This is a genomic window from Chryseobacterium limigenitum (assembly GCF_900114875.1).
Classification (GTDB): domain Bacteria; phylum Bacteroidota; class Bacteroidia; order Flavobacteriales; family Weeksellaceae; genus Chryseobacterium; species Chryseobacterium limigenitum.
Genome location: NZ_FPKW01000029.1, coordinates 1 through 22,589, shown reverse-complemented (window position 1 = coordinate 22,589; position 22,589 = coordinate 1). Strand labels below are relative to the sequence as shown.

Annotated in this window: 17 protein-coding genes; 8 read left to right on the top strand and 9 right to left on the bottom strand. The window is 33.9% G+C overall.

The window, feature by feature from the left end; all coding sequences use genetic code 11:
- The 6 genes from BT156_RS20375 to BT156_RS20350 form a co-directional block, all read right to left on the bottom strand.
- The gene (locus BT156_RS20375; RefSeq protein ID WP_083582424.1) at positions 1-1,536 is read right to left on the bottom strand and encodes a MotA/TolQ/ExbB proton channel family protein; all 1,536 of its coding nucleotides are present in this window, start codon (positions 1,534-1,536) and stop codon (positions 1-3) included.
- On the bottom strand, positions 1,533-2,255 hold the full coding sequence (locus BT156_RS20370) for an OmpA/MotB family protein (protein WP_072412765.1): 723 nt from the start codon (positions 2,253-2,255) through the stop codon (positions 1,533-1,535). The genes BT156_RS20375 and BT156_RS20370 overlap by 4 nt, the downstream gene beginning before the upstream one ends.
- 400 nt (positions 2,256-2,655) lie before the next feature.
- Positions 2,656-3,195, bottom strand: coding sequence for a hypothetical protein (locus BT156_RS20365; RefSeq protein WP_139255538.1), 540 nt, complete (start codon positions 3,193-3,195; stop codon positions 2,656-2,658).
- Positions 3,182-6,634 carry a DEAD/DEAH box helicase gene (locus BT156_RS20360; RefSeq protein WP_072412763.1) on the bottom strand — a complete coding sequence of 1,151 codons (3,453 nt, stop codon included), beginning with the start codon at positions 6,632-6,634 and terminating at the stop codon, positions 3,182-3,184. Before BT156_RS20360 ends, BT156_RS20365 begins: the two co-directional genes overlap by 14 nt.
- A 369-nt stretch (positions 6,635-7,003) precedes the next feature.
- Complete coding sequence (locus BT156_RS20355; protein ID WP_072412762.1) at positions 7,004-7,231, bottom strand: hypothetical protein; 228 nt, start codon at positions 7,229-7,231, stop codon at positions 7,004-7,006.
- A 70-nt stretch (positions 7,232-7,301) separates the two neighbouring features.
- Positions 7,302-7,646 carry a helix-turn-helix domain-containing protein gene (locus BT156_RS20350; protein ID WP_072412761.1) on the bottom strand — a complete coding sequence of 115 codons (345 nt, stop codon included), beginning with the start codon at positions 7,644-7,646 and terminating at the stop codon, positions 7,302-7,304.
- A gap of 971 nt (positions 7,647-8,617) precedes the next feature.
- Here BT156_RS20350 and BT156_RS20345 point away from each other — a divergent pair.
- The 3 genes from BT156_RS20345 to BT156_RS20335 are packed head-to-tail and all read left to right on the top strand — an operon-like array spanning position 8,618 to position 14,518.
- Positions 8,618-9,919, top strand: coding sequence for a TlpA family protein disulfide reductase (locus BT156_RS20345; RefSeq protein ID WP_083582423.1), 1,302 nt, complete (start codon positions 8,618-8,620; stop codon positions 9,917-9,919).
- A 58-nt stretch (positions 9,920-9,977) separates the two neighbouring features.
- A complete protein-coding gene (locus tag BT156_RS20340; protein WP_072412759.1) occupies positions 9,978-13,157 on the top strand; it encodes a SusC/RagA family TonB-linked outer membrane protein in 3,180 nt (1,059 codons plus the stop codon).
- 11 nt (positions 13,158-13,168) lie between these two features.
- Positions 13,169-14,518 (top strand): RagB/SusD family nutrient uptake outer membrane protein, encoded by a 1,350-nt coding sequence (locus BT156_RS20335; RefSeq protein WP_072412758.1) that lies wholly within the window; start codon positions 13,169-13,171, stop codon positions 14,516-14,518.
- 61 nt (positions 14,519-14,579) lie between these two features.
- Here the strand turns inward: BT156_RS20335 and BT156_RS20330 are convergent, their stop codons facing one another.
- Positions 14,580-14,894, bottom strand: a complete 315-nt coding sequence (locus BT156_RS20330; protein WP_034706449.1) for a hypothetical protein — start codon at positions 14,892-14,894, stop codon at positions 14,580-14,582.
- A 280-nt stretch (positions 14,895-15,174) separates the two neighbouring features.
- Positions 15,175-15,603: a MauE/DoxX family redox-associated membrane protein gene (locus BT156_RS20325; protein ID WP_139255537.1), complete on the bottom strand. Its 429-nt coding sequence runs from the start codon at positions 15,601-15,603 to the stop codon at positions 15,175-15,177.
- 272 nt (positions 15,604-15,875) lie between these two features.
- Here BT156_RS20325 and BT156_RS20320 point away from each other — a divergent pair, with 272 nt between their 5' ends.
- From BT156_RS20320 to BT156_RS21805, 5 genes are all read left to right on the top strand, one after another.
- Positions 15,876-17,576, top strand: coding sequence for an AraC family transcriptional regulator (locus BT156_RS20320; protein WP_072412755.1), 1,701 nt, complete (start codon positions 15,876-15,878; stop codon positions 17,574-17,576).
- A gap of 801 nt (positions 17,577-18,377) precedes the next feature.
- Positions 18,378-18,638, top strand: coding sequence for a helix-turn-helix domain-containing protein (locus BT156_RS20315; protein ID WP_034706501.1), 261 nt, complete (start codon positions 18,378-18,380; stop codon positions 18,636-18,638).
- 15 nt (positions 18,639-18,653) lie between these two features.
- Entirely contained in the window at positions 18,654-18,986 is a 333-nt protein-coding gene (locus tag BT156_RS20310) for a hypothetical protein (RefSeq protein ID WP_228430215.1), read from the top strand.
- Between the two features lie 178 nt (positions 18,987-19,164).
- Positions 19,165-20,733 carry a type I restriction-modification system subunit M gene (locus BT156_RS20305; RefSeq protein WP_072412754.1) on the top strand — a complete coding sequence of 523 codons (1,569 nt, stop codon included), beginning with the start codon at positions 19,165-19,167 and terminating at the stop codon, positions 20,731-20,733.
- Between the two features lie 58 nt (positions 20,734-20,791).
- Positions 20,792-21,961 carry a restriction endonuclease subunit S gene (locus BT156_RS21805; RefSeq protein WP_083582422.1) on the top strand — a complete coding sequence of 390 codons (1,170 nt, stop codon included), beginning with the start codon at positions 20,792-20,794 and terminating at the stop codon, positions 21,959-21,961.
- A gap of 21 nt (positions 21,962-21,982) precedes the next feature.
- Here the strand turns inward: BT156_RS21805 and BT156_RS20290 are convergent.
- On the bottom strand, positions 21,983-22,589 hold a 607-nt coding region (locus BT156_RS20290; RefSeq protein ID WP_170857349.1), incomplete at its 5' end, for a restriction endonuclease subunit S.

Genomic DNA, 22,589 nt, shown 5'->3' with positions numbered 1-22,589 from the left:
TTAATTTTTTCGTCCGTTTAGTTTGCTAAGCTGTTCGGTTAGTTCTTCCAAAATATCTTCTTGTTTTGATGAAGCTCCTGCAAGAGATTCTGCTGTTTTGGTCAAAGCATCTGTGTATTTTCCTAAATAGGTTTCAAGACTTCCGCTTACGGTTGCTTGATAGTCTTTTAATCCTGTTGTGATTTTTGCAAAAATATCTTGAAGTCCTTTTTCAATTATTTCAAATTTTTGTGCATAATCTGCTGAAACATCTTTTGCTTTTACTAATGACTTTTGAATTTCATCAATTGTATTTGAGTTTTTTTGAAGAAAGTCATTTGAATATTTTGAAAAAGTAAGTTGTGAATCTCCGAATTTATTAGATGATAAATTAATTTCCTGTGAAGCACTCCTGAAGTTGGTAACTGTCGTAGTTAAGGCAGCTTGTGCTTCATTGAGTTTGTTAATGCTTTGTGCTACACCGACTGAAAGTCCATTCATATTTTCAATACTTATGTTGAAAGCACTCAAAAGGTTTTCAGAAACTTGTAAATTTTTGGATTGTTCGGTTAGTAAAGATTGTTGCCCAGATTGCAAGTCTCCAACTTTCGTTCTTAAAATTTCGCTCATATCTTCAACTTGCTTTTTCATTGCATTGGTTGAATCTTGCGATTGCGAAAGTGTTTGCTGTGAAATTTGCTGTACCACATCTTGCAATCCCCTGAAATTTTCATTGAGGTTGTCGGTCATATTTTGCAACTTGGCAGGAAAATCTGTCAATGAACCGCCTGCTTGTCCAAGTAGCTCTGCCAAGCGCTCCATTTCGTTTTTGGTATCGCCGCTCATTGAAATTTTGAATTCTTCAATCATTTTACCCATTGATTCCTGTAATTCTTTGACTATGCTCTGTGTCATATCGGTAGCAGGGTCTTTTAGTTTGTTACCCAAACTCTCAATTTCTGCTTTTACTAATTTCAATTCAGCAACAACACCTTCTGTTGGGTTATTCAAAATTTGTTCAAATCCTGCTGAAATTGTCAAAGCTAAATCAGAAGAAAAGGTTTGTAGTGCGTTTGATTGTTTAGCAGATTCTTTATAAATGTCTCGAAAAATGTTACCCGGTTTAATTATGTTTCCATTATCATCAGTTGAAGAAAAGTCGTTTTTTAGTTCTGTTATTGATTCGATTAGGTTATTGATGGCATTGGTTTCATCGCTCAAAACTCCTTTCTCATTTTTGTTTTTAATAAATGCAATAATTTTAGAAAATATAATAGATAATGCGATACCTGCTATAGAGGCATAAAATGCAGTTTTTAATCCATCCAGTAATTTAGGGATACTTCCTTCAATATCTTTTGTCTCAAATTTTAATAAACCAAATGCAATACCTCCAAAAGTACCAAGGATACCAATAGTAGTAAACATCGATGGTATCAAGTCTAAATAATTTTGATTTACATTTTGATAGCCTTTCTTTACGCCATTGAGTATAATGATACTATATATAAGGTAGCCTAGCATTGCAATAGCTACAATTATTTCAACTATGTTCATTTGTTATCAATATTTTTAAGTGCCTCGTTAATAATAGCTTCACTTGTTGTTACAATTCTAAATTCAACCCTTCTCGATTTGTCATTATCAATCGGTTGTTTAGTGTCGAAGGAGATTTTATAGTTTTTATCAACGGCACGACCATAAGAGAGTCCATTAGCTGTAAGCCAATATTGTAATCTTTCTTTTTCTGTTGGTTGTAAGTTGATGAAACATTTTTGGGTTCGTAGAAAAGCAAGTACATTTCTTCCTCTGTCTTGTGAAAGTTTCATATTGTCAATATAAGGGTCGCCTGAAAGTCCGATTGGTTTTGTATCGGTATGTCCTTCAATTCTGATTTCAGCAATCTTGTCTTTATATTTTTCTTGCAATACAACAGAAAGATATTTTGGAAGAAAGTCTACAAGAATTGTTTGAAAATGTGAAGTAATATCAGAACTTCCTGTTCCAAAAAGCACTTGTGGATTAGTGAATTTTATTGACAAATCATTATCCAATTTCAAATCCCATTTTGCGAAATCATTTTTGAAGGCTTGGTTTAGTTCATTGTACAATGCAATTTTAGATTCTTCGTAATCTTTAAATATTTTGTTTTGTTCTTTCTGTCGTTTTTCTACCAATGCCATGTAAGAAATAGACATAAATAAAAAAATTACCATTAAAACCGTCATTAAATCCGCTAGGGGAATCCAGTGGCTTTCTTTTTTTGTTCCTGACATTTAATTTCTATATACTAATTTGGATTCTTGATTATTAAGTAGTTTTGCGTTAAATGTATTAAATCACAAATGTAGCAATACATTTTACAGTTATATTACGGTTTTCCGTAAATCGATTCAATTAAGTATGTTTAAACTGTTCGAAAAAAGAATATATAGGATAGGAGTTAAATTTTTGCAATGACTTACAACGTTTTCTATTTTGCCAAAATTGGGTTTTCTAATCATTTGCTCTTCTTTTGAACTATTTACTTTTCTGATTGAGATTTATAACTAATGGTTGCAGCTGGTAAGTGGCAGTCGAAGCCAAAATGGCTCGATCGCAGAACTACAGTTGAATTTGCACTGCAATTCTCGATTTTGCCAAACTAGTATTATCCGTTGGTTTTTTTAATAGGCGCTATATCCACAGTCTTATTAATGACAAAATACATATTATTAAAGTTAGTCCTCCAATTACGCAAACGGAAATTTTTAATGCCTTGTTTTCAGCCTTAATAACGTGACTTAACTCTTTTGTGTTTTTCGCAAACTCAATTTCAAAAATTTGTTTGATTTGGTTTCGCTCGTTTTCAATTACTTGTTTTATTTCCGATTTATTTTCGTCAAGTTTTATTTTGATTGTGCTTTCAAGGTCTTTGTAAAAATCCTTATTTTCTTTTCGGATTTGGTCGGTTTTTTCTTCAACAAGTTTTGCAAGCTCGGTTTTATTCTGCTTGTTAGAATTTTCGAGTTCAATTAAACTTTGAGCAACTTTTTCTTGCTGTGCTTTTTGAAGTTCATTTATTTTGTCAAGCGTTTTGCTGTTTTCATCAAACTGCTTGCTTATTACGTTATAAGTTTCAGTTAAATGCTGTAACTTTTTGTAAGCACCCGAAACCTCTTTAAGTTGTCCAACTTCTTGGTTGAACTCTTCAAGTGTTTCATTAAATTTCTGCAAGTTGCTCATATAATTTCTTATTAAGTTTTTTTAGTTCTTGTAATTTTTGAGAATAAACATCATTGAGTAAATATGCCAAATCGTAATATTCCGCAAGTTCTTCCAACATTTCAGGATAGTATTCTGAAATGGATTGGCTCAATTCCATTTTTTGTTCTTCGGTTAAATGTTTTCCTATAACTTTCAAGCGATGTAAAAAGTCGCTTTGCTCTTCTTCCGTAAATGTTTGTTTGATATGTGATAATGCACTTTCAAAGCGTTCTTTTCCGTCACTATCTTCATAATCGTTCAAGGCTAAACGAACAAAACCACTTAAAAAATTAAGCCCAACATTATTACGATAACTCTCTAAAAATCGGCTTATGCTGTCTTTCAGTTTCTCAAATTCAACCTTGTTTGGAAATTGGTTATTAGTCGTCAAGACTTCAAACCATTTTTCATATTCCTTTGGGTTTTCTGCAATATGTTGAAGTACAAAAGTTGTTTCAGAAAATATGAAATAACTGTCAATTCGTTGCTTGAAACTTTCGCTGTCTTCAAACTCTGAACACCAATCAGAAAGCGTTTTTAAAGATTGTTTTCGACCGTATGCGATATTTTCAAAAGTCCAATTCAGCAAGTACCAAACTGATTTTTCTAAAATTGAATTTTGAGGAATTTTCTCTAAATCCATTTTTACATCTGTGTTCGGTTCATACTTCGTAATGTAATCCGAAACACTTTTTACAATGTGGTTTTCATCAAGAGTTTTGAACTGAACTTCAAAATGGTCAATAAAATTCGTTGTCCAATCTGAAACAATTCCTAAAAGACTTAAACGATAAATTGCTTTTTGTAAAGTGTCGCTATTGATTTTCAATTTTGAATAAGCGTCATTCCAAAATATCCGAAGTTTTGAGTTTTCTCGGAAATAGTTTGTGATTACACCCAAAATGATTTCAAAATCTTTTTCAATATCGTTTTGTCCTTGTGTAAAAAGAAAAACTTGTTTGAAAATATCTTTTCCGTTCCATTTTACTTCATCGCTTATTTCTTTCATTTCGGCAAAAGTTGTGTCTTTATGAAACAATCTTTGCACTCGTTCTTCATCGTGAGTTTCGGGCGAATAAAGCACAAAACATTTTCCTATTTTATTTTTGTTTTCCTTTTTTCGTTTGTCCCAACGTCCCGCTCTTCCGGCTTCTTGATACAATGCTTCAACAGAACTTGGCAAACCGTAATGAAACGTGTAATGAATATTTTGTTTGTCAATACCCATTCCGAAGGCTTTGGTAGCAACTAAAAGCTGATATTTATTTTCTTTAAAATCCTTTTGAATTTTTTGCTTGTATTTATTAAATTCATCTCTTGCCATTACTGGCTCTGTTCCAATTTTTCTTCCTGTATTTTCGTCTATAATATCACGTTTTGGAATGTCTCCCGAAAACCAACCTACTTTGTTTTGATAAAAAGTATTTAATGTGTTTGAAACCTGATAACAACCATAAGCACCGTTTACGTTTGGCGTAAATACCAAACCTGCTTTTTCTGTTGTTTCAATAAAGCTTTCCGTGTCCTTTAAATCTTCAAGAATTTCTCTGATTTTTTGGCTTTTGTTTCCGTTGTCGTTGATAACATTAAATTGCAATTCCTTTCGGCTATAATCCAAAAGTGATTTGATGTTTTCATCTTCCAAACGTTGCTTCTGCCTTGAAAACTCAATTTTGATGTCTTTCAAAACGTTTACGGAAGCGGTTGCAGTTAAACCAATAAATTTTATTTTACCTTCTCCGTTTTCATCTTTCGGACTTAATTTATCAATGGTTTTGGCTAAATTCAAATAGGAAGTTCTGAAATCGTGTCCCCATTCTGAAAGGCAATGAACTTCATCTACAACTGCGTAAGCGATTGAAAAATTAGCAACAATGGTACTTATCTTTTCTCTGAAACTTGGAATTTGAAATTTTTCGGGCGAAATCCAAACAAACAAATATCGTCCTTGCTCAAAGTTTTTTTCAATATCTCGTCTTTCGTCTGCTTCTAAATCGCTGGTAATAAAACTTACATTGGTTACAAGAGTTTTTACCAAATTATCGTTTTGGTCATACATCAAAGATTTGATGGGACAAACTACAAAATTTATACTTGGTTGAAGCAAACAAGGAAGTTGATAACACAAAGATTTTCCGCCACCTGTTGGCAAAAGTCCAATTGTATCTTTTCTGTTCAATACATTTGAAACAATTGGAAATTGTCCTTCTCTAAAATTGGACTTGTCAAAAATGTTATCAAGGAAAAACTCCAAATTAGTTTTGTCTTCGTCCGTGATATTGTAATTAATTGGTTCGGTTGTACTTACTCTGAAATAGTTTTTATCTAATCCTATTGTGTTTCTTTTAGAATTATAGTCAAAATAATCCGTACGAACAAAAATTACATCTTCGCTGATTTTGTTTTCGTCTGTGTAACGCTTGAATAGTGAAAAGTCAATATTTATTGCTTTTGTTGTTGGCTGAAATTTCGTTTTGTCATTCGTAATTGCAATTTTGAAATTTGGCTTTTTGAGTTTTTGTTTATTTTTTAGTTGCCAAAATTTGTCAATCCAAATGAGCAAATCGTTTATAGCCAATTCCGCAAAATCGGGTAAATTTTCGTGAGCTAAAATATTGAAATTCCAATCTTCATTAAATGTCAAATACTTGTGAGTAAGCAAATCAATGAGCAAAACTTGAAAACGGATTATTGCCGTAGGCAATAACTTCGTTTTAATTTCTTCTTCGCTCATTTTGTTTTCTTCTATTTTCTCACAAGCATTTTTATAGTAGGATAGAAGTTTCTCAAATCTTTCAAGATGATTTAAAATGGTTTCAACTTTTGAAACATAAGAACCATTTTGCAATTCTCTTGTGTCAATTCGTATGGTTGTAATTCCTTTGTTTGATAAAAAGTTATCTCTTGTGCTATCAGAAACTCGGGTAACTTCATCAAGTTTGTGTTGTTGTCCGTCAATTTCAATGACAAGTTTGGCTTGTGGTAAATAAAAATCTACTTGTTGATTGATGAAATTTTTATCTTCTTCACCAATAATTTCATTGATATGAATTTCGGGAATAAGTAACGATTGGATAAAAGAATAATCCCCAAATTCATTTGGAATAATTCTTTCAAAAAAGTCTTTTGCTGGATAATAATTGTTGTCTTTGTCGCCTTTTATTGTGTCGTTCCAAATTGGTGTTTGGTTTGTCGCAAACAAAAAGCGTTCTTCAAAGTTATCAAGTTTATGGATTTCGCCTAATTCGGATTGTAGATATTTTGAAAGAGTTGTCGGAAAACCACGTTGCAAAATATTTTTTATAACATACAAGATTGGCAACAAGTCAGCGTTAGTCTGAATTGTTACGAGGTTCTGAATTGCAAAATTCGGATTAGTGTATGTATAGTTTGCCGTGTATTTCTTCATTCAATATTTCTCTCATTTGTTTTGGTGATGGTTACGTTTGCAAATAGCTTGTATATATCTACTATCTATCACCGTATATCAACTTTTAATATTTATTAATGAAATATACACATAAAAACCATTTATTAATTAAATTATATATAATTTAATTAATAAATGGTTTTTAAAATTTTACTATGTGAATAGATTATTTCGTTTCTAAGGTAAAATATGAAGATAGGTAAATAGTTAAACACTTTATTTCATAAAAATATTATTACACTTTTGTAATATGTTATCTAATTCTTATCAACGCTACTAAAGAAGTATATTGTAACTTATAAACATTGTATTTAGCGAAAAGAGTTTATCGTGAATTCTGTAAATGCTTTAATATGTTGTTCGCCCCCAGATTCCTGTTTCTATTTCAGTTAATATCACAGTTCCGTTTTCCAGAAAGCAAACATTATATACTCCTTTCTTTTTATCTCTTTCAAATGCAATTTCATGAGAAACTTTTTTTTGAAATTTCCATTCTAATTCAATCTCTCTCCCCAAATCAAAACCATCTGTATCAAATTTATGATTAACACAAATTCCTCCTAAACTTTGTCCCATATTTATATTGCAGTTAGCAGTTATAATTCATTTATTGATAGTATTTTTTTCTTCAATATAACTATATAATTTAAATAGGCTCAATTTTCAGTATCTCACTATCTACAATCCTAGTCCCAGTTTCATTATAAATTTGTTTTACAGTTATCCTAATTTTATCATTCTCAGGAGTAGGAAAGTTCATTAATTCAGAAATTTTTATAAATCCAAAAGCTTTCGCCAATAAAGCAATATGACGTGTAGAATATTTATGATTTTCCTTTATATTTTCAACATTACCAACAAAGCTTTTAGTTAAGCCCATCTTTAAACTTAATTTTTCTTGAGAAATTTCTTTTTCCATTCTAAGTCTCTTAATATGATTAATGAAGTCATAATCAAATTGAGTTGTTTCAAAAACAAAAGTTTTTTCCATAATTTTTTAAAAATTCACACCTATATATTGGTGTATTAAAATTTATTCTTATATTTGTTGTAGCGAATTGATAATTAGCCCTTATAGGGAAATTAAAACGATGTATCTCGGACCGAAAAGACCAATTTTACCTTCGAGATTATCGTGAAATCGCTCCATGTCTAAAAGTTTCTTACTTTTGCATACGGCATGCGAGCGGTTCTCACGTTAGCTTTAGAAGGTAATCTTTAAATGAAAATTTAAAGAAGGGTTTGGTCGCCCTCGGTTCTAAAGTGTGAGACCGTTCCATGCTATTTTTGCATTTAACTCCTCACCCTAAACGCATCGTTCCATATATAAAAAAATATTTATGAGGACGACATTTTCAACCAATCTGCTTATTTGCCCACCGGAGTAGTCCGCTTGCAAATCAGAAAAACTAACAGCTTTATGCCACATTTACCTACAAAATGAGGTCTTGGCATAACTCATATATTATCGACACACTCCGAAATTCCTTTAATAGTAAAAGGAAAGCCAGACTACGCTTTAAACTCACACTTTAAAAGTACTCGCTTTCTTTTAATATTCCAAATTATTTTCAGCACGAAGGGAATTTAACACTGAAGTTAAAAATGGTCATCGTCTACGTGATTCAGACTTTAAGGACTGTATTTATATTTCAAAAAAATGTTTACTCATTTAGAAATGACACTTTACAATGGGTGTAAACTCATTGCGGCTTTACAGCTTTTGCGAGACGTTAATTTTTATTCATATTAATTTTTTATGATTGTTTGAGAAGGAGATTTTCCTCTAACAAGGAAGCCTCCTCTTAAACATATCATTTCCAACAACAACTAAAAACAGATAATAAGACACAGATAATTTACAGTAACCCTTAGAAAAAAGAAAAGCCCTTTCCTCAGTTTGTAGACCATAGGAAAGAGCATAATCAGTCCTTAATAATCATTAAAAACCTATTCAAAAATATGAAAAATATCTTTTGCAGGGGGCTTTTGTCCCTTACTTTTACACTGGTGGCAACCACCACGTCTCTTGCCCAGACCAGATCTCTTAAAATCGGAGATTCTCTTCCCGAAAGTTTTTGGTCAACACCTTTAAAGACGGTCAACCATCCTCAGAAAACAATTAATCTTTCAGATGATAAGAACAAATTAATCCTAATCGATTTCTGGAGTACGTGGTGCAGTGCCTGTCTGATGAGTCTCCCTAAAATTGAAGCTTTGCAACGAAAGTTCGGGAACAAAGTAAAAATACTTCCTGTAAGCAGTCAGGATAAAGCCGCTTTGGAAAAATTCTTCACTTCTTCGAATGGAAAGAAATATAAAAGTATGATGTCCACCTATGAAGACAAAAAGTTTCACGACCTTTTTCCACACGCAGGTGTTCCGTTTATCATATGGATTAAGGACGGAAAATTATTGAATTCCACCGATGCAGGACAGCTTACCGAACAGACCATCAATGAAATTCTAAGCGGAGACAAATCATCTTTGCAGACCATCATTCAAATGAACAGGGAAAGACCACTAATGCTTTCTGAAGACTACGAACGTCAGAGAAATGTCCAATTGCTCAATTATTCATTCTTTGCCAAAGGACAGATCCCTGACATTGGTGCAGGAGGAACCTATCGTAAAACAACATCCGGAAAAATTCACGGCAGACAGTTTACCAATCTTCCCTTATGGGATATGTATTATGCCATAGGATTTGAACTTTTCAGACAACAAGATAAAACATCCTTCACTGAAAAAAGAATGATCATTGAGGTCAATCAACCTGAACAACTAATGCCTGTAGAAAAAAATGATGGGTCAAATGATGGAGCAAACCTCTATAACTACGAATTCATCATCCCGGAACAGAAATCTGATTCTCTATACAATTATATGCTGGAAGATCTCAATCGTTATTCCGGCTATACGGTAACCCTTGAGAAAAGACCTGTAAAATGTTTAGTGTTAATAAGAACAACCATGAAAGACAAACTGGCGACCAAAGGAGGTGAAAAGCGTTCTACATTTCCACGAACCCCATCCATTCTGAGAAATGTACCTCTTAAAAATATGGTCAATATGCTGAATGGTGAAATTAATATCAAGGAACTTTTTATTGATGAGACAAGATACACAGGCAATGTAGATCTGGAGGTTTCAGGAGTCACAGATATTGCCACCTTAAAAGAAGATCTTCAGAAATACGACCTTGACCTGATACCAGAAGAACGTCAGGTTTTGATGATGGTCATCAAAGACCAGCGGAATTAAACATTCCCAACGTTCGAAAAATTATTGAATTTACATTAACGCAAAACTATATCAGACTATGAAGAAATTATTAGTGCTTCCCGTCATATGCTATTGTGTGCCCATTATGGCACAGCAGATGTTTACAGGAAGCGTTATCGACGAAACAACCCGCTTGCCTGTAAGAGGTGCAACCATTGCCATACAGAATTCAAAGACAGTGACCACGACAGACAGATATGGAAACTTCAGTCTTAGTACCAATGACAAAAAAATCAATCTTGTTATCCTTGGTAAAGGTTATGAAGAACAGGTGATTGTTTTGGAACTTCCTTTGAAAGAACCGTTAAAAATTAATCTATCCGAAAAGATAGCCCAAATTGATGAGGTAGTACTCACGACAGGTTATCAGAAAATCCCTAAAGAACGTTCCACAGGTTCTTTCTCTTCAGTAAGTAATTCAGCCCTGAACACACAGGTGTCCACTAATATCCTTGACCGTTTAGCTGCTACAGCCAATGGAATTGTTATCAATAAAGGAACATCCCAAGGAGGGTCACAAATTATGGTCAGAGGAATAAGCACCATTCAAGGATCTAAATCACCTCTGATTGTGGTAGATAACTTTCCTTACGATGGTGACATCAGCAATATTGACCCCAACATTGTTGAAAGCATTACTGTTCTCAAAGATGCCGCCGCATCGAGTATCTGGGGAGCAAGGGCAGCCAATGGTGTGATTGTCATCACTACCAAAACGGCAAAGTACAACCAGCCCGTGACGGTCAATTTTAATACCTACTTAATGACCAGTCCGAAGCCTGATTTCAATTATCTGAAAACGATTTCTAGTGCAGACTTTATTGATGTTGAACAGGAACTATTCAAGAAGAATTTCTACAATACCGATATCAATTCTACCAGCCACCCCGTATTATCTCCCGTGGTTGACCTTTTGAATAAAGAAAAGAAAGGACTGCTTTCATCCGAATATGTACGAAATGAAATAGAACGTCTAAAGACCATTGATTCCCGAGACCAGTATAAAAAGTATATGTACCAGCCTTTGGAGAACAGGCAGTATTCACTAAGTATGGCAGGCGGATCTCCCCAGTTTTCGTGGACTTCATCTTTGGGATATGATGACAATACCGGAAATCTTGGAGAAAAATATGAACGTGTGAACCTACGCTTCCAGAATACCTGGCAACCGTTGAAGAATCTGACATTGAACACAGGAATCTTCTTTACCCATTCCGGAACCCAAAGCGGTCGAAGTGCTTATGGAAGTATTATTATGAAAACCAATTCCGTCCCTTATATGGAAATGGCAGATCAATACGGAAATGCATTGGCAGTTTCAAAATCCTATGAGCACGGATATAAATCAGCATTAGGCAATGGAAAATTATTGGACTGGAATTATTATCCGCTTACCGATTGGCAGCATAATTCCGCTAAAAGCAAAAGCTCAGAGATTATTCTCAATGCAGGATTAAACTACAAGATATTGAAAGGATTGGATGTTGATATAAAATATCAGTATCAGAGAACCACAGGGCTTTCCAATACCCTGTATGATGAGGGAAGTTACTTTGTAAGGGATTATGTGAATAGGTTCACGGTCATAAACAGTAATGGTAGTCTTACCTACAATGTTCCCAAAGGAGCGATAATGGATAAGACCAACTCGCAATTGCTGATCAATAATTTCCGAGGACAGCTCAACTTTAACAGAGGATTTGGCAAACATCAGATTTCAGCTATTTTGGGAAGCGAGGTAAGAGATGCAAATTCACAGTCGGGCAATAACAGATATTATGGCTATGACCCCAACAACCTTTCGTTTGGAATGGTAGACCTAAGCAAGAGATTCCCAATTGTTGCAGGAGGTACAGCGTTTATCGACAATATGAACTCTTTGAGGGAATCCACCAATCGTTTTGTATCGGTCTATGCCAATGCAGCCTATACATTTGATAACCGTTATACCATCTCGGGAAGTGCCCGTCGTGATGCCAGCAACTTGTTTGGGTTGAAGACCAATGACCAATGGAATCCCTTCTGGTCAACAGGTATTTCGTGGAATGTAGCCAATGAGAAGTTTTATACTGTAAACTGGCTTCCAAATTTGAAGCTAAGAGGTTCATACGGTTTCAATGGGAATATCAATCCTGCAATGGTTGCTGTAACGACTATGGCATTACTCGGTGTTTCAACATACACACAAGAGCAGATGGCAAGATTTGACAATTACTACAATCCCCAGCTTCGGTGGGAAACAGTCAGAATGATCAATGCAGGATTAGATTTTGCAACCAAAAATAACAGGATCTCAGGTTCTGTGGAGTATTTCCAGAAAAAAGGAGAAAACCTTTTCGGGCAAGTTCCACTGGATTACACCATCGGATTGAGCAGTCTTGTGTGGAATGTTGCAGGAATTGAAGGAAAAGGCGTTGATGTGGAACTAAAGACCATCAATATCAATAAATCTTTCAGATGGCTTACCACTCTTAATTTCAGTACTTACAAAGATAAAGTGACGAAATATTATCCGAGCAGTAACATAGCAAGGAACTTCGTGCTTGCCTCTGTTCCCATATCTGGAATTGAAGGCTTGCCTGTATATTCAATGTTTGGCTACCAATGGGCAGGACTCGATCCACAGACAGGTGATCCAAGAGGTTATTTTAATGGAGAGATCAGTAAAGATTACGCCAAGATAATGGGAGCCGATGTTAAAGATCTGCAGTATTTTGGTTCTGCAATACCTACTGTTTATGGTTCCTTCACGAATACCTTTGCTTACAAACAATTAAGCCTTGATGTAGGGATTACCTACAAGATGGGTTATTATTTCAGAAGACCATCCATTAACTACACCAGCTTATTCAGGGAATGGAACGGTCACAGCGATTACGAGCAAAGATGGCAGAAACCAGGTGATGAAGTCTTTACCAATGTGCCTTCTAATCAATATCAGACGAATTCCAATAGGGATGCATTCTACGCAGGTTCGGCTGCACTTATTGAAAAAGGCGACCATATCCGTCTGCAGTACATCAATCTTGGATATGAGATCGGTAAAAGGCAATGGCGTGATCTGCCAATTAAAAGTTTACAACTGTATGCCAACGTCAGCAACCTCGGCTTACTCTGGCAAGAGAGCAAAAGCGGAATCGACCCCGATTTCAATTTGGGAAACAACACCTTAAAACCTCCTATGACCTTTACATTAGGATTAAAAGCTAAATTTTAAAATGGATAGAAATGAGAAAAATTAAAATACTATGGATATCATTATCATTAATTCTGACCTCGTATGGATGCAGTGATTTTTTAGACGAAAAGTCTGACCTGAAGCTGGCGACTCCCGATAGATTGGAGGACAACCAGATGCTTCTCAACAATTATGGTTTCCTTAATGTGGATTTTGCTTCAAGCGGAGAAACGAGTTCGGATGATCACTATCTTACAGATGCAGATTACAATGGTTTGAGCTTCGAGGCGACCAAGCGTCTTCACATATGGATGCCGGACAATGTAGCTCCTCCCATTTCCTCTGGGAACGATTGGTCTACCTGCTATAGGAGCATCTATGTATGTAATGCCGTATTGTTCAATATGCAGGATAAGAACTTCACAGGGGAACAAGCAGATAATATCAGAGGACAGGCGTTGGCATTACGTGCTTTCCGATATCTTGACGCTGCTCAGATCTGGTGTAAGGCTTATGATCCTCAAACCGCCGGAACAGACTTGGGACTTCCATTAAGATTAGACCCTGATATGAATATTCCGTCAGTACGTTCAACAGTAAAGCAGACCTATGATCAGATCATCAGTGACCTGCAGACTGCAATTCCTTTACTTTTACCGAAACAGATTTCCGGAATGAGGATATCGAGAGCGGCAGCCTATGGCTTGTTAGCCCGTACCTATTTATTTATGGGAGATTATGACAATGCCCTTAAGAATACAGAACAAGCATTAAACATCAATAATGACTTGATGGATTTTAATGCCCTGAATCCCAATGCTGATTATCCCATCGAGGAAATGAATAAGGAAGTTCTTTTGTGGACAGCTATGGGATATGAATCTCATCTGATTCCGGCAAAGATTCCCGATCACATTTACCAGATGTATGACAACAATGATTTGCGAAAAACAATATTTTTTAGAAAAAATACGGTTAATGAAATTCTATTCAAAGGCTATTACAACAATGTCAATGGGCCGATCATAAGTGTGGCAAACGATGAGCTTTACCTTATGGCTGCAGAATGTAATGTAAGACTGAATAAGATTCAGGAAGGTATGAGTTATCTCAATAACCTGCTTGTCAAAAGATGGAAAACAGGAACTTATATCCCTATGACTGCCAATTCACAAGCAGAGGCTTTGAATATTATTTTAAAAGAAAGAAGAAAAGAACTCTTGATTCGAGGACTAAGATGGTCTGACCTAAAAAGGTACAATCGTGGCGGTGCGAATATTACGCTTACCAGAACTGTTAATGGGCAAACATACACTTTGTCACCCAATGATCTGAGATACGCCGTCGCTATTCCCGAAGATATTATTATACTTACAGGAATGCCACAAAATCCAAGATAAAAAATAGTAGGGTTGGCAATAATTTGCCAACCCTACTTTTAAATCCTTATTGAAAAGACTATTATTGTCTTCTCTCACTCGGATGAATAGCAAGAACTTGAGAGTTAGTCATTCCTCCGATCACATCAACCAAATCCTGCCCTTCCGGAACTGTGATTGTACAAGGTTTATTTCCTGTGGTCAGACATGATGAACCAGCTCCTACTGCCCAGTTAGACTCTTGAGAGAATGCACCTGCAGAAGTGTCTGTACTATTGTAATAGAACTGTTGGTCGGCTGCCTTTTTTTCTATGATTTTAAAAGACATCGTAGCACCTGTAAACATAATGGCAGCAATAGCTACTGCATTGATTTTCAAAAATTGGTTGAATTTCATTTTATTGGTCTTTTTATACATCAAAAAAGATTACCATAAAAACTTTTAGAATCTGCCTGAGAAGTACGATTGAGAAGGTAAAATAATTAGCTATACCCATAGATTAACGAATCTTGTCGTACCAAAATATCCTATTCTACATATTCTCAAACAAATTGTTGTTAATAAATTCATTTTAGAGTTTCGGATTGTTAGACAGCTTTCGACCGTCTAATTCTAAGGTTAAACTTTAATATCAAATTCCAATCATTTTTATCCGTGAGCAACTACGGTAACATTCTTATCTAGCAGGCCTGCTGTATCTTAGATTTAAACCTAAAGCGATAACAGAAAGAACGACACATCCAATGTTAAAATACAGATGCTGATGCCAACTCATTTTTTCCAAAATTCCTCCGCAGGAACAAGGTAGATTTTCAGAGGTTTGAATTATGTAAAAAATGTATCCAGTGAAAATCAGCATCAAAATAAAACTTCCTATCATTCCTACATTTCTGGTCTTCCGATAACACAATAATCCAGCAATGATCAATTCCAGAACAACGATTGCAAAAGGTATGAATCCGGCGTATACACTTAATAAAGGTGATTCTGAAATCTGAATCTGAAAGTTTTCAAAATCCATTATTTTACTGATGCTGGCATAACAAAACAACAGTATAAAGAAATAGCTGATGAATTCTACGACTCTTGTTTTGACTTTTTTCATAATATTTTATGATTTATTTAAAATGATTTGCTGATTGATTTACTTGGAATTCTTACATCTAAATTACACTGACTGTGAGGTTTAGAAAAACAATAGCGGGAAAGAAATATGTTTTCTACGTAATGAAATATACATCTTTCCCACTATATTAATTTTTAACTACTTGAGAATTAATTATTTATAAAGCTAGTGGGAATAGAACCGAACTCCAAGCTTGTTCAAGTACATTTTGTAATAGATTTTTCCGGTAAATTTGAATATATCATAATGTTATGCATTATCATCTAAAGATTTCATTACTGATTTTTATTTTGTTCTTCTTTTTTCTTAATGCCCAGGAATTACAAAGCTTATCATACAAGACGATTTCAGACTTGTATGAAAACTATCCTGAAAACGATTCAAGGGCAATGGTTTTTGTGAATAAGTATATAGAAAAAGCAAAAAAAGAAAATAATTGGAAAAAGCAGATTATAGGTTATGAAGATGCCATTTACTACACCGAAGACATAGACCGCAAATTGTCTTATGCGGACAGTGCTATAGTGATGGCATTCAAATCAAGTGACCGTGATATCATTTCAAGGGCACACCTCGGAAAAGGCATTATATACTATTATAACAAGAGACAATATAAATATGCTTTGGAGCAATACCTTAAGGCTTATCAATTTTCCCGGGATTCAAGTAACGATTATCTGAAAAATAAAATAGACTATCATCTCGGTATGGTAAAAAGTTATCTGGGCTACTACGAAGCAGCAGCAGTTCACTTTAGAAATACGACGAAGTATTTTGAGGAACATATGAAAGAAAACCTTCACCCAAACATCAGGTTGAATAACGAGGCGGGTTATTTTAATAGCATTTACCGCCTGAGTACTTGTTATGAAAATCTTCGTTTATACAACAAGGAAGATTCATTGATTAGCATCGGGTTACAAAAATTGAAAAACATCAATGAGCATTTACTTGAATATGGTTACTTTCAAAAAGGGAAAGGTGTACAACTTTTAAGAAAAGGGAACACCGATGAAGCACTTAAACATTTGGAACTTTCACGCGATATTTTGGTCAATAATCAGGATTATAACTCATTAACCGCTGTTTATTTTTACTTAGGGAAACTGTATTGGCTCAAAGGAAACAGAGCAGAATCACTGGTTTATCTGAATAAAGTGGACTCTATGATTAACAAGGTTCAATTTACTACTCCCGAGATCCGGTCAAGTTATAAGTACCTCATTACGGATGCAACAGAGAACGGTAGTTTGGGTAAGCGACTGTATTATAGTGACCAGTTTTTACTAACGAATTCAACCTTGAATGTTGATTTTGCAATGTTGTCTTCAAAAATCCACGAAGAATATGATACGGAAAGATTACTAGAAGAAAAACAATTATGGGAGAATAAACTGCATAATGATTTTTACTTTCTAATTGCTACGCCAGTTGTGATTTTTCTTCTATTTTTTTTAGTAATCAGACTGCGTAATAGAGAAAATAAATTTCCTGGAAAATTTATTAAACTATTGAAAAAGTTCAGGAAGTATTATTATTTTCTAATTGCAAACAAAAAAACTTCTGAAAAGAAAAAAACACACAGTCCCGAAATCATTGGAGATATTAAAGAAAAACTTAAAAAGTTTGAAGAAGACAGGCGATTTCTTGACAAAAACTTGACCTTGCCAATGGTTGCAAAAATGTTTGGAAGAACACATTCCCAACTATCTTATGTACTGAATGAACATCTGAATGTTTCTTTCACGCAGTATCTAAAGGTGTTACGAATCAAATACATTACCGCTCTTCTTTTGGAAAATGACCTATATCTGAAGTACAAAGTTGAAAACCTGGCTCAGGAATGTGGAATGTCTAGCCGACAATTATTCTCAACCCATTTTTTCGAAATTAACGGAATAAGACCTATAGATTTTATAAAGAATAGAATGAAGGAAATCGATGAGAATTGATTTCTATATAAATGCAGTGTTACTCTTTTGGATGTCCCAAAGTAAATCTTGCAATATGAAAAAACCAGTGCATTTATTGAAATATGGAAAACTCATCCCAGCTTTTCCCTCGGAGTTTCCCACATTCCAACAAAGTTTTCACAACAACAGCAAACCTTTTAAAAATTCATAGATGTGTAAAATAGATACAGGTACTCAATCGACCTGCGTAAAAAAGATACAGGTTCTTAGCTGACTTGTGTAAAAGAGATATAGGTTGGTATTTTCCTGTACAATAGCAACCTGAGTAAAAGAGATAGAGGTATTCGATTGACCTGCGTAAATTAGACACAGGTTCTTGGCTGAGGTGTGTAAAATAACACAAGGTCAACCTGCGTAAAAAGTGGCTAGGTGTTATTTTCATCATTTGTCATTTCCCAAAACAGATTTACAAAAAATAGATATTGATTTTCAATTAATTATGATTCTATTTTTCTGTTTTAGAGCTCTGAAATAACATTCGTTGATTTTAATGGCAAGATGTGTCTTTGTATATACAAACTTTTCAAGTTTTATATACAAAGACTCTCTTGCCTTTTTTGCAAAAAGGGAAAAAAACTGCGGAACTTGTTTTTTATTTTTCTTAAAATTAGTTTAAAGATTCCAAATCATTCTTATTTATTCTTTTTTAATCTCCACCTATTTCCAAATTATTCCAGATTGTTCTTATTCAATCCAACTCCCTTCAACACTATTGTTTTAACAGTTTTGATGTTCCAATTTTGCAAAAGAAATTTTATCAAAAACAAAAATGAAGAAACTATGAGAGTAAACCTTGTTACCAAAGAAGACCTTCAGGAGTTCAAAACCGAATTGCTTGAAGACATTAAAAATCTTTTTAATATCAAAATTTCGGAGCAGAAATTATGGCTGCGTTCATCAGAGGTCAAAGAGCTTCTGAAAATTTCTACCGGAACATTACAGAACCTCCGTGTCAGTGGAACCTTATCTTACACTCGTGTCGGCGGCACATTATATTACAATTACAAAGACATCGAGAAAATGTTAAATGGCAAAGGATAATTTATTATTAACAAAATGAATTACATAAAACATCTTACAGGCTTTTATGAAAAGGTGGCTCAGGATAATACACTTAATCCCACACACATCAGCCTGTACTTAGCATTATTCCAATTCTGGAATTTCAACCGTTTCCGAAATCCGGTCAGTATTTCACGGGATGAAGTAATGCGAATCAGTAAAATCCACTCAAAAGCCACCTACCACAAATGCCTGAAGAATCTTCATTATTTAGGCTATATTGATTATCAGCCTTCCTATAATCCGTTTAAAGGAAGTCAGGTTGTTATGCTGGATTTTGCGGGGGAGCTGAAGCCCACTCCTAAACAAATAAAAATCAAAAATTAAATTTCTTCTGAATTTCCCAAGTCCTAGTTAATGACAGAGGTTATTTTGCGACATTTTATGGACTATAATATGCATTATGACAATTATTTTTCAATATCAATTTTATTATTTTTAGCTATTTTAGCATTGTATGCATCTAACATTTTTTATCTTTGAGGATTAACATTAATGATACTAAATGTCAGAAGAACAAAGACGTCAGTTGCAACAGCAACTTTGGAATATAGCCAATACTTTAAGAGGGAAAATGGACGCCGACGAATTTCGGGATTATATTTTAGGATTTATTTTCTATAAATATCTGTCCGAAAAGATTCATTTTACAGCCAATAAAATTTTATTAGATTCCGGAGAAGACATCGACTATAATGACGTTGATGAAAATACTGAAGAAGGAAAAGAAATCGTTCAGGCAATTTATGAAGAGGTTGTTGAAGATTTAGGATATTTCTTAAAACCATCAGAACTTTTCAGTAATATTGCTAAAAAAGGTCATCAAAAAGAGGAAGGTAAATCAAATTTTATCCTTGCAGAACTTTCAAAGATTCTTACTAATATTGAGCAGTCCACTTTAGGTACTGATAGTGAAGACGATTTTGACAATCTTTTTGAAGATTTGGATTTGACGTCTTCCAAATTAGGAAAAACAGAAGATGAGAAAAATACGTTGATTTCCAAAGTGTTGTATCATCTGGATGATATAGATTTCAATCTTTCTGATACCAATGCCGATGTTCTAGGCGACGCTTATGAATATCTCATTTCACAATTTGCCAGTGGTGCAGGTAAGAAAGCAGGGGAATTCTACACGCCTCAGCAGGTTTCTACCATTTTAGCAAGAATAGTAACGAGTCGAAAATCTCAGTTAAAATCCGTTTATGATCCGACTTGCGGAAGTGGTTCTTTGCTCCTTCGTGTTGCCCGTGAAGCAAAAGTAAGTGATTTCTACGGTCAGGAAATGAACCGAACCACTTACAACTTAGCGCGGATGAATATGATTCTACACGGAGTCAATTACAGTAATTTTGATATCAAGCAGGAAGATACTCTTGAAAAACCTCAACACCTTGATAAAACGTTTGATGCTATTGTTGCCAATCCTCCCTTTTCTGCGAATTGGAGTAGCAATGAACTTTTATTGTTAGATGAGCGTTTCTCACAATATGGAAAATTAGCTCCGGCTTCCAAAGCTGATTTTGCTTTTATCCAGCATATGATTCATCATTTGGATGAGAACGGAATTATGGCAGTTGTAATGCCTCACGGAGTTTTGTTCCGTGGTGCAGCAGAATTGGTTATTCGTAAATATCTTATTAAAGAGAAAAATTATCTGGATGCTGTAATCGGTTTACCTGCCAATATTTTCTTTGGTACAAGCATTCCTACTTGTATATTGGTTTTCAAAAAATGCCGAGAGCAAGATGAAGATGTTTTGTTCGTAGATGCCAGCAAAGAATTTGAAAAACAAAAAAATCAAAATATACTACTTCCAAAACATATCAATAAAATTGTTGATATGTACCAAGAAAGAAAAACGGAAGATAAATTCTCTCATCTCGCTACCTTGCAGGAGATTGCAGACAATGATTACAACCTGAATATCCCTCGCTATGTCGATACTTTTGAGGAAGAAGAAGAAATTGACATTCAAGCGGTAATGGCGGAAATCAAACAATTGGAAGCCAAACGTGTCGAACTCGATAGTGAAATTGAAGTTTATTTAAAAGAATTAGGATTAGTAAGTTAAATTTTTTTTGACTTTAGAATATCCTTAATTTTTATAGCAGTAACAATAAATTATCAAGATGACAGAAAAAAATAAAAGTATCAGAAATTTTCCAAATTCGGGAAATGTGCCTAAGTTGAGGTTCTCGGAATTTACTGAAGATTGGGAAAAGAGGAAGTTAGGAGAAGTAGCAGAAATTGGAAGAGGGAAGTCGAAGCATCGTCCTAGAGATGCTGAGTTTCTATATGGTGGTAATTTTCCTTTTATTCAAACAGGTGATATTCGAAAAGCAGATTTATACCTTACTGAATTTACTCAAACTTATTCGGATGCTGGATTAAAACAAAGTAAGTTGTGGAACGAAAATACTTTATGCATAACTATCGCTGCAAATATTGCGGAAACGGCTATTCTTAAGATAAAAGCTTGTTTTCCAGATAGTGTGATTGGTTTAATTCCAAAAGAAAACAAAACATTAGTACTTTTTGTGAAGCATCTTTTTGATAAATTTAAAATAGAAATACAGAACCTTTCACAAGGTGCAGCACAAGATAATCTTAATCAAGAAAAGTTATCAAAAATAGAATTCTCTTTTCCAGAAATAAATGAACAAGAAAAAATCGCAACTTTTTTGTCTCATATAGATGAACGTATTATATCACAAAAGAAAATAATTGAGGTTTTAAGAACACTAAAGATTCAAACACGTAATAAATTGATTATTAAAATAATTAAAGATGATTATGAACCTTTACTGATTAAAGATATTTTAACTTATGAACAGCCAACAAAATATATAGTTACAAGCACAGATTATTCATCAGACAAAACTTTAATTCCTGTATTGACAGCAAATAAAGCTTTTATTTTGGGATATATTGATGAAAATTTTGGAATTTATGATAAAGGAAACTGTATTATTTTAGACGACTTCACAATGGATTTGAAATATGTAGATTTCTCATTTAAGGTAAAATCTTCTGCAATTAAAATTTTGACAGCAAAAGAAGGAGTTAATTTAAAATATATTTTTGAATATTTTTCCTTTTTAAATTTTTCATCAAGCGAACATAAACGACATTATATTTCTGAAATAGAACCGATGTCCGTCGTTTTACCACCTTTAGAAATTCAAAACAAAATAGCTAACTACTTGTCAAAAATTGATGAAAAACTAAAGACTGAAAGTGAGATTTACGATTTATTTATTCAACAAAAAAAGTATTTACTAGCCAATTTGTTCGTCTAAAATGTAGCCTTACCAAGGTGATTAAACAAAAAGATTTGCCAAAAGATATTTCTTTTGAGTTTCATACTGAGCTAAAATTTTCTTTTCTACTTCTATTTTTTCATCAATAGAAGAAAGAAAATCGGCTATTTTAGTTTGTTCTTTTATTGAAGGTATTTTTACTTTTTCATTTTTATAATCTTTGAAATAAATATGAGGAATTGTACTTCCAGTTACATATTTTGTAAAATCAATATTACTTAATTGATAAAATAAAAACTGTACATTTACATCAGGTTTAGGTTTAATGATTTCCATAGTACCCAAAACAGAAGATTTACCTTCACAGAAAAATAATCTGCCAACACCTGCACCATCTTTCACAATGCTGATGTAATCATTTTCTTCTTCATAAAAATCAACTTTTTTTAAAACCCCGGAAGCACCATATATTATATAATTTCCAAAATTATCTTCTATCTTATTTGCTGAAATATTTGAAGATTGTTTTTGGCAAATATTTTCTAATTTACTTTCTTCCCAATCTAGGTAATCACTTCCTAAATCATCTTTAAATCTAAATTTCTGGGAAAATATTTTTTCACGAAAACCTAACATTAAATATTCTAAGTTATCTATTATTTTCTTT

Bases quoted from the DNA above. Each gene is read 5' to 3' on its own strand.
- BT156_RS20375 (WP_083582424.1), bottom strand. From the start codon at position 1,536: ATGAACATAGTTGAAATAATTGTAGCTATTGCAATGCTAGGCTACCTT.
- BT156_RS20370 (WP_072412765.1), bottom strand. From the start codon at position 2,255: ATGTCAGGAACAAAAAAAGAAAGCCACTGGATTCCCCTAGCGGATTTA.
- BT156_RS20360 (WP_072412763.1), bottom strand. From the start codon at position 6,634: ATGAAGAAATACACGGCAAACTATACATACACTAATCCGAATTTTGCA.
- BT156_RS20355 (WP_072412762.1), bottom strand. From the start codon at position 7,231: ATGGGACAAAGTTTAGGAGGAATTTGTGTTAATCATAAATTTGATACA.
- BT156_RS20350 (WP_072412761.1), bottom strand. From the start codon at position 7,646: ATGGAAAAAACTTTTGTTTTTGAAACAACTCAATTTGATTATGACTTC.
- BT156_RS20345 (WP_083582423.1), top strand. From the start codon at position 8,618: ATGAAAAATATCTTTTGCAGGGGGCTTTTGTCCCTTACTTTTACACTG.
- BT156_RS20340 (WP_072412759.1), top strand. From the start codon at position 9,978: ATGAAGAAATTATTAGTGCTTCCCGTCATATGCTATTGTGTGCCCATT.
- BT156_RS20335 (WP_072412758.1), top strand. From the start codon at position 13,169: ATGAGAAAAATTAAAATACTATGGATATCATTATCATTAATTCTGACC.
- BT156_RS20330 (WP_034706449.1), bottom strand. From the start codon at position 14,894: ATGAAATTCAACCAATTTTTGAAAATCAATGCAGTAGCTATTGCTGCC.
- BT156_RS20325 (WP_139255537.1), bottom strand. From the start codon at position 15,603: ATGAAAAAAGTCAAAACAAGAGTCGTAGAATTCATCAGCTATTTCTTT.
- BT156_RS20320 (WP_072412755.1), top strand. From the start codon at position 15,876: ATGCATTATCATCTAAAGATTTCATTACTGATTTTTATTTTGTTCTTC.
- BT156_RS20315 (WP_034706501.1), top strand. From the start codon at position 18,378: ATGAGAGTAAACCTTGTTACCAAAGAAGACCTTCAGGAGTTCAAAACC.
- BT156_RS20310 (WP_228430215.1), top strand. From the start codon at position 18,654: ATGAATTACATAAAACATCTTACAGGCTTTTATGAAAAGGTGGCTCAG.
- BT156_RS20305 (WP_072412754.1), top strand. From the start codon at position 19,165: ATGTCAGAAGAACAAAGACGTCAGTTGCAACAGCAACTTTGGAATATA.
- BT156_RS21805 (WP_083582422.1), top strand. From the start codon at position 20,792: ATGACAGAAAAAAATAAAAGTATCAGAAATTTTCCAAATTCGGGAAAT.